Source organism: Helicobacter mehlei, assembly GCF_003660265.1.
Taxonomy (GTDB): domain Bacteria; phylum Campylobacterota; class Campylobacteria; order Campylobacterales; family Helicobacteraceae; genus Helicobacter; species Helicobacter mehlei.
Genome location: NZ_QXQP01000035.1, coordinates 1 through 7362, shown reverse-complemented (window position 1 = coordinate 7362; position 7362 = coordinate 1). Strand labels below are relative to the sequence as shown.

6 protein-coding genes are annotated in these 7362 nt (G+C 42.3%); all 6 read right to left on the bottom strand.

Features of this window, described 5'->3' with window-relative positions; all coding sequences use genetic code 11:
* The coding region (locus EAO36_RS07865; protein ID WP_162983288.1) for a hypothetical protein at positions 1-615 on the bottom strand (615 nt) is incomplete at its 3' end.
* Positions 616-723: 108 nt separating this feature from the next.
* Complete coding sequence (locus tag EAO36_RS07860) at positions 724-1233, bottom strand: hypothetical protein (protein ID WP_120955964.1); 510 nt, start codon at positions 1231-1233, stop codon at positions 724-726.
* Complete coding sequence (locus EAO36_RS07855) at positions 1223-1405, bottom strand: helix-turn-helix transcriptional regulator (RefSeq protein ID WP_120955963.1); 183 nt, start codon at positions 1403-1405, stop codon at positions 1223-1225. Before EAO36_RS07855 ends, EAO36_RS07860 begins: the two co-directional genes overlap by 11 nt.
* A gap of 198 nt (positions 1406-1603) precedes the next feature.
* The gene (locus EAO36_RS08585; RefSeq protein ID WP_205586169.1) at positions 1604-4228 is read right to left on the bottom strand and encodes a hypothetical protein; all 2625 of its coding nucleotides are present in this window, start codon (positions 4226-4228) and stop codon (positions 1604-1606) included.
* Between the two features lie 23 nt (positions 4229-4251).
* Positions 4252-4566 carry a hypothetical protein gene (locus tag EAO36_RS07845; RefSeq protein ID WP_120955962.1) on the bottom strand — a complete coding sequence of 105 codons (315 nt, stop codon included), beginning with the start codon at positions 4564-4566 and terminating at the stop codon, positions 4252-4254.
* 177 nt (positions 4567-4743) lie between these two features.
* A partial coding sequence (locus EAO36_RS07840; protein WP_162983287.1) for a DNA polymerase domain-containing protein occupies positions 4744-7362 on the bottom strand: 2619 nt, incomplete at its 5' end.

The window sequence follows — 7362 nt, the reverse complement described above, 5'->3', positions numbered from 1 at the left end:
CAAGAGCCGTTTAACGCGCTTAAAACGCAAATCCAAAACACTTTCTAAAGGCGGTAATACAAGCTCAAGCAAATCATTAGGACTAAGACGCGCTTTTTTCTTATGCACGAACACAAACCCCACATCAAGCTCAAGAATCCAAATCTGACTTAGCAAGATCATATTGCGTTCAGAATCAACAGCCGTGTATTCAGTGTCATAACCCAAAGTGAGCTTACGCAAAGGGGTAGCTAAACCCAACGAATCAACATACTTCAAAACAAGAGAATCCACACGCTCAAAAAGGGCGGATTTTTTCAATGGCGGAGTATGGCGTAGTTTGGGAGTGTCCCTATTTATAATTTTTACGCCATTTTTTTTAAGCCCTTGTAGTCCCGTGCTGTGCGGGGTTTGTGAGTGGGTGTCATTAATGCTTAAAGTAGCACCATGTAAAAAAGTGCTACTCTTGTGGGTGATTAAATAGGCTTCTTTGACCCCTTTCATCTTGGTGTTTTTGTAGCTAGAAAAATTGCGTTCTTGGTAGGCATTGAGGATGTGAGTGATGTCGGTTTTTTCAAATTGTTCTTGGTAGGATTTGTTGTTTTTAAGTAAAGTCGTGGTAATGTCTTTGGACATGTGAGTTTTCCTTTGATTGGTTTTTTATAAATGTTTTGGTCATTGGTTAGCTCCTGTATGGTCGTTTTGTGGGCTTAGTAACTTGGTCGTTGGCTAAGCCCATTCTTTCTAGCTTTCCTCTCCCTCCTCATAATCCTTAAGCTTTATTGTATCGTTTCTTTTCTCGGTTGGCTTTTTCTGGGTGTTGTGAATGTAAAGGCTTTTAAACTGGTCTGCATCTAGCTCGCCAAACTTCTTGGTGATTTTGCAAAGTGTTTCAAGGTCTTTGAGCGTTTGGGTGCTTAGTTTGATGTAGATGGGCTTGGCTTCGGATAAGAGCTCTTCGGCTTTTTCGCTGTTTGTGGCTCTTACGCTACGAAAGTCTATGGTGTTCTCTTTCCCTTTGGCAAGTCGTGCGGCTATAAATGGTCTGTCGTCTTCGCCTTTTTTTCTGCCTCTTACGATGTCTGCTTCCTCTTTGTCCTCTTTCAAAAGCCACTTTCCGAATTTCTGAAGGCTGGTAGCTATGGTGTTGTTTCCATCCTTAAAGCCAATCCATATGTCTGTGTAGTCCCCGAAAGCGACCGCATTTACATTAACTTGTGCTTCTTGTGTCTTTTCTGACTTCTTAGTTGGCATTGTCGTCCTTTGCATTGATGTATTTGTCAAGCTCTGATCGTGGGTAGTAATAACGCCCATTGACTTTAACCGCTTTTGGGGGTTTGCCTATGACACGCCAGTGGTAGAGTGTGCGGATATGCACTTTTAAGATGTCTGCTACCTCCCGCGCCTTTAATAGTTCGTCTGCCATGTTTGTTATTCTCCTTTGATTTTGGCTTGCGATGTGTATTATAGTGTAATTTTATGTAATTTGCAAGTGTTTTCAGATCGTAATTGCTAAACTCCTCGTTGTTTTGCACTTTAACCTTTGTTTTAAGATATTTCTATGGTTGAAGTTAGGCAACCCTTTAAGTGTAATTTATAAGAAACATAAGACGGGCGTTAAAGGTTACATCCCCAAAGGCTTCTTAGGTGTCGTGCTCTGCGTAGGCTGTGGGCTTTTGAGTGGCTCTGTGGGTTTAGGCGTGTCCTTGCTCTTGCTGGGTGTGGGGGTGTCATCTTTGGTCTGTTCTTGTAGCTCTTTTACCTTGTCTTTTAGGTCATCTCTCTCGTTGGTGAGTTTGTCAATCTCCTTGTCCCTCATCTCAATTAGCGCGTCTTTATGCCCCTCCATGAGTTTGTAATTCTCTTGCTCGCTTGCTATCTGTTGCTTGAGTTTGGCGTTTTCCCCTGTCAATCTTGCGTTTTCTGTTTGTGTTGTGATCAGTTGCATTCCATAATCCGCACTTGTTTTAAGTTCTATGACAAGGTTGTTAATTCCTGTCGCCACGCTGTTTGTAGCGTTTAAAATAAGCTTATGGGCTTCGTTGTTGGCGGTTTGTGCCTCTTGCCTGTCTTTCTTAAGGGTGTTGGCTAGATTGTCTTGTATGGCTTGCTCGCGTCTGTTGAGCTCTCTGTAACCCGACTTGGCTTTAATTGGGTCGTAGCTTGGCGTGTATTCTTGTTTAACACCTTTGCCAAAAAGAATAGCAGTGGCGTTAATTTTTGGGAATTTATTTGCTATCAGTTCCTCGTTGAGTAGGGCGCAATTACTGGCTTGTTGGATCATCTCCTGTTGGGCTTGCTTGTGGATTTCTGTAACCCTGTTGTCAGTGTCTTGGATTTTTGCATTTACATTCTCTGTAAGGTCTGTGATAAGGGCTATGTGCTTGTTGATGAGCTTGGTTGTCTTGTTTTCAAAAGCCTCAATGGTTTTTGCTTCTGCCTTGACTGACTCTAGTTCTGTTTTGAGGGCTTGGGCTTCTTGCTCTGCCTTTTGCTTTTGGGCTACAAGCTCTGTATTCTGCTGTGTAAGCTCCGTGATCTGCTTGTCTTTCAGCGTGCTAGCGTTTTTCAAGTCCTTAACTGCTTCAGCGTGTTTCTGCTTCAAGTCCTCAATTAGGTTAGCATTGGCGGTTTTAAGTGTGGTGATTTCTTGTTTCACCTTATCAAGCTCTTTAGAGTGCTCTTGTTTCAAGTTGGCAACATCTTGGGCGTGCTTGGTGTCTTTGGCTTCTAAAGCTTCAGTGTGTTTCTGTTTGAGCTCTTGCACGGCTTTAGGGCTTAGATAGTCTTTGTATTGCTCTTTTGTGGCTGTTATCTTGCCCTCTACTTGCTCGGGGCTTAAGTGGTCTTTGTAGCTAGCTATCTGTGCGTCTTTCAGCGCGTTGTCTGTTTTCAAGCCTTCAATCTCTTTGGCGTGTTGGTCTATGAGTTCTTTCACGGCTTTATCGCGCTCTTTGGCTTCTTGCTCTAGGGCGACAATGCGCTTCTTTAGGTCATCAATGGTTAAGCGTTCTTTCTTTAACGCTAGCAATGCCTTGTAATCCTCTTGGGTAAAGACTTTGTTGTATTCATCTAAGCGCTGGTTAATGTCTTTCCACTGCAGTCTTACATTTTCAATCAAGGACTTCATCTCTTCAATGGTGAGCTTCTTGTTATGTGGCACTACAAAACCCGTTAGGTCTGTGAGCGTGGTTGTGAGTGTGGCTAATAGCTCCTCGTTGTTGGCTTCTAGCTCTTGTTTCTGTTGTTGCTCGAAGTTATCGCGTTGTCTGCTTATGATTGTGTTAATGCGTGCTAGTTTGTCGTTTTCCTTGTTGAGCTCGGCATTAGAAGCTTCAAGCTCTTGCTTCTGTTGGGTTAGGGTAGCCTCTCGATCTGCATAACGCTTTATAGCCCTCTTAGTCATCTCTTTAGCACTACTTTCCATGTCGTCCCAAACAAAAGATAGGTCTGCTGTGTCCTGCGGAGCGAACAGCTCGCTATCCCGTAAGACATTAAATGTCTTGATAGATATGTCAAGCAGTGCGTCTCTAGTCTCAAACTTTTGAAGGGCGTTGTCTCTTTCTGTCTTTAACTTTCTACCTTCTGCTTTTAACTTTTTGCCTTCTGCTTTTAGCTCTTGCTTCTCTGCATTGTGTTTTTGCCTCACTTCATTCATTAACTGGGCGTAAGCTCTAGGCTCTATGCGTTTTCTACCACTTTTCCTAACATCTTCCCCTCTTTGCATGCCTAAGATGTCGGCGGTCTCGGTTTGCATATCCCTTAAAACTTTCTTGCTAATGTATTGCTTTCTAAAAAGACTCTTGCCCGTTTTCTCGTCTAGCGTAACAAACTCTAAGTGCGCGTGATGGTTAAGGCGGATATTGCCCTCCTCATCTTTGTAGCCCTCATCTCTGTGGATAGCGATTTGGTAACATTGAAACCCGTATTTGCTCTTGAAGTGGTCGGCTAGCCTTTCTAAGTCTTGCATAGTCGTTTCGGGCTTGATGTTGGCTACGGCACTCCAAAGATAACTCTTGGCTTGAAACTTTTGTCCTCTATATGCGTTGTAATCTAGTATGGCTTTTTTGACAATAGCATTCTTTAAAGCCTCTGCTTGATCTGCGCTCCTATTAACTTCTACACCACCGCCCACTTTTTCAACATCTTCTTGCGGTAGTAAGTAGCTGGGTTCTTTTGAGCGGTCGTTATGTTGTGTTTGGACTTTGTTCTTAGTTTGCTTGAAGTTGATTGAAGATGTGTTACCCATTACCTCGCCCTCCTTTTAAAGTTTTACTTCTTTGGTGCTTTCTTTTGTGCTACCTTATGACGCGCGTTGTCTAACTCATCCTCCTGCACCTTTAACAACTCAAGTTGCTTATCAATCTTAGCCAGTTGTTTTTCTAAATTTATTTTCTCGGCCTCTACTTTCGCTTTTTGTTCCCATACAATGTTTAGTTTTCGCTGTAGCTCTCGCTCTGTCAATTCAGTTAAAGGCTTCTTAGGCTTCTTGTCTTTCTTGTCTGTAGAAACTTTAGCGGGCACTAAAGATTGTGTGCTAGTGGCTTGTGTTTCGCTGTCCGTTTGTGGGTTGTTCTGTGGTAACATCATAAATCCTTGTATTAAGATGTCTTATTATACCAAATCTTTAAGCCCCTACGGCGTTTGAGTAGCAAATTATAGCGAACTTGTGAGCGACACCTGCAAGGTGGATAATTTGCAAACTATCCACTTGCTACGCAAGACACTTCGCAAGCTCGTTTGGCTAGTTTGCCCTGCGGGGCTTTAAGGCGGGCTATTAGAATTTGAAACCCTATCAACTATCCTTGAAACCTTATCAACCAACACCCTTGAAACACTATCAACAAATGTTGTTTTTAAACGGGGGGCTGACACAGATAACGACCCCAACAATGAAAGTATTCCAACTCCAAGTGAATAGCCACCCTCCTTTGTGTTTTCCACTTCACAAGCTGAATAGTGTTGAGCTTCAATATCACAAGCATAATCCAGCACACAATCAAAGAGATAAGGACTTACCATATCAAAGTAAGGCTTGAAGTGCATACACACATCTATAGGCAACTTGAATGCGGGCTTTTTATCTGCACTCTTACGCTTGTAATTATCTAACACCCAATGCGCCACGCGGTCATCTTTATTCTTACGCTTATAGCCCAGTAATCTTTCTATCTCAACTTCTTTATACCCTTTTGCTTTAAGTTGGACGGCAATGTAAGCCCGCACATCATCAATAGGATTGTCAGAGCCCTTATAAAGAGACATGACAGACAAAGAGAACATGTAGTGCCAGCACTCTTTAAACCCAGCAAGTGAAAAATTTTTAGTAGCAAAAGGCTTATCTAACTCATCTTTTCTTTTAGCTTTTCTTTTCATAGAAGCCTCATAACGCCCATAAGCCATTAGAAAACTCTTAGCCTCATCAACACTCTTATAAGGCACACTTTCAAAGCGGGGGATATTCTTTATATCCAAGTCGCCATAACACAGATCATCAAAGCCTTTTAAAATCATCTTGCGCTTAAAATCTGTCTCAACATTTAAATGCTTAAACTCAACCCTTGTGATCAAGTCTTTGCCCTTATCATAGACATCTTTAACGCTAGTAAAATTCTTTTGTGTATTAAGCCCGCCGTGTTTAAAGATGGCCTCTAGGCAATACTCCAAAGCTTTATCAATGTCATTCTTGCATTCAGCAGGCAATTTAATACCCCCCTTAGCAAGATAGCGTTTAGAAGACTCAATAGCCTCAAACTCACCCATAAGCAACAAGCGAGTTCTTAGAAACAGAGTAAAGGGCACATTAGAATCACATTGAAAGTGCTTGAGTTCTAAAAGATTCAAATTAGGGTTACCCATAACCTTTTTAAACCGCCCAAAGACAAACTTCACCATAGGCAACTCTAAAATTTCGGGCATGTATTCATCAATGCGTCTATCACATGTGAAACCATCAGTGGTGTAGCTATGAACGACAACACCCTTACTCACAAGAAAGTTAATCACTTCAGCCAACATAATCCTAGCACGGGCAGTAATAGCGGCGGCTATCACGGGATTAGTAATACTAGACTTGCTAACGCTACTATTAACGCCCTGACCGAACTTGCCATAAAGACTATTAGTGTGGAGCTTTAGCAACTCTTGCTTATGGTTATAGTCAATCCATTCAGGCGAGCCCTCACCATGTTGATCTCTTAAGCCCTTAAACTCATTACGCTTTTCAATCATGCCCTTAACAAAATCATTGAGCGCACCAGCCTTCACAGAATCATCATAAGGCTTAAAGTAGCGGGCATAACTGACGCTGTAACTCTTAAACAGCTTGTTCTTTAGACAATAGGTAAGGGTGTTTAAATCAATGGTAACATTTTTGAAGGACATAGCATTAATAAGCCCGCGGTCATCTTTGACACTCACATAAGGGATTGTAACCCCCGGCTTAAACTCACCCGTAACTTCAGCTACACCCAACATGTCATAACTGAGCTCATCAATGTTTCTAACACGCTTTTTAGATGTAACCTTTAGCTCCTCAACATCTTCCCAAAAATCACACAAAAGCAGACTAGACATCATCATGCCATAGCAATTCACAAAGTCATAGTCATACACAGCCTTATAGTGCAAACCCCCATTAAGCACACCATTTAACCCCCCCAAATAAGCCGCCTTATCCATAGCATAAAGAACGATATTGACAGAATTGCCTTGACTTAGTCTAATATCCTTATAAACCCCCTTATACTTCTTATCACTCTTGAGAAATTGTCTAAAGGCTTTAGCGGACACATCACTGGCAGTGATACCAGCCACAGGCAAGCGATAGACTTCACTATTAAAATCCTTAACCCCGCCAAAGGCTTTAGCTGTAACATAGGCATCGTTTATAGCATAGTCAAGCGCGCGCCCCCATTCTCTTTGCATAAACCCCTCAAAATCAGCCATATCCGACTCAGCAACCTCAATCTTAGGCACGCCCACTAAACCCCCCACTTTAGCCAAGCTAGCACCGCCATAAAGCAAGTAGGTATCACTAAAGCAAGCCTTGATATAGTGCTTATGCTTATTCCCCCAACCCCGCAACTTGCAAGGCAACAAGATGTGATTAAACCCCCTATCAAAAAGCGTAATAGGACACTTGCGGATGATCTTAAAGTCCTTGCCAAACAGCTTTTTAAACCCGCTATCCCAAGTAGAGTATTCAGCCATCCCAAAATGACACACAAAGCGCACTTCTAGGTTAGCCAGCATAATCGTCTTACTAACCCTATCCTCACTATGCAAGAGCCGTTTAACGCGCTTAAAACGCAAATCCAAAACACTTTCTAAAGGCGGTAATACAAGCTCAAGCAAATCATTAGGACTAAGACGCGCTTTTTT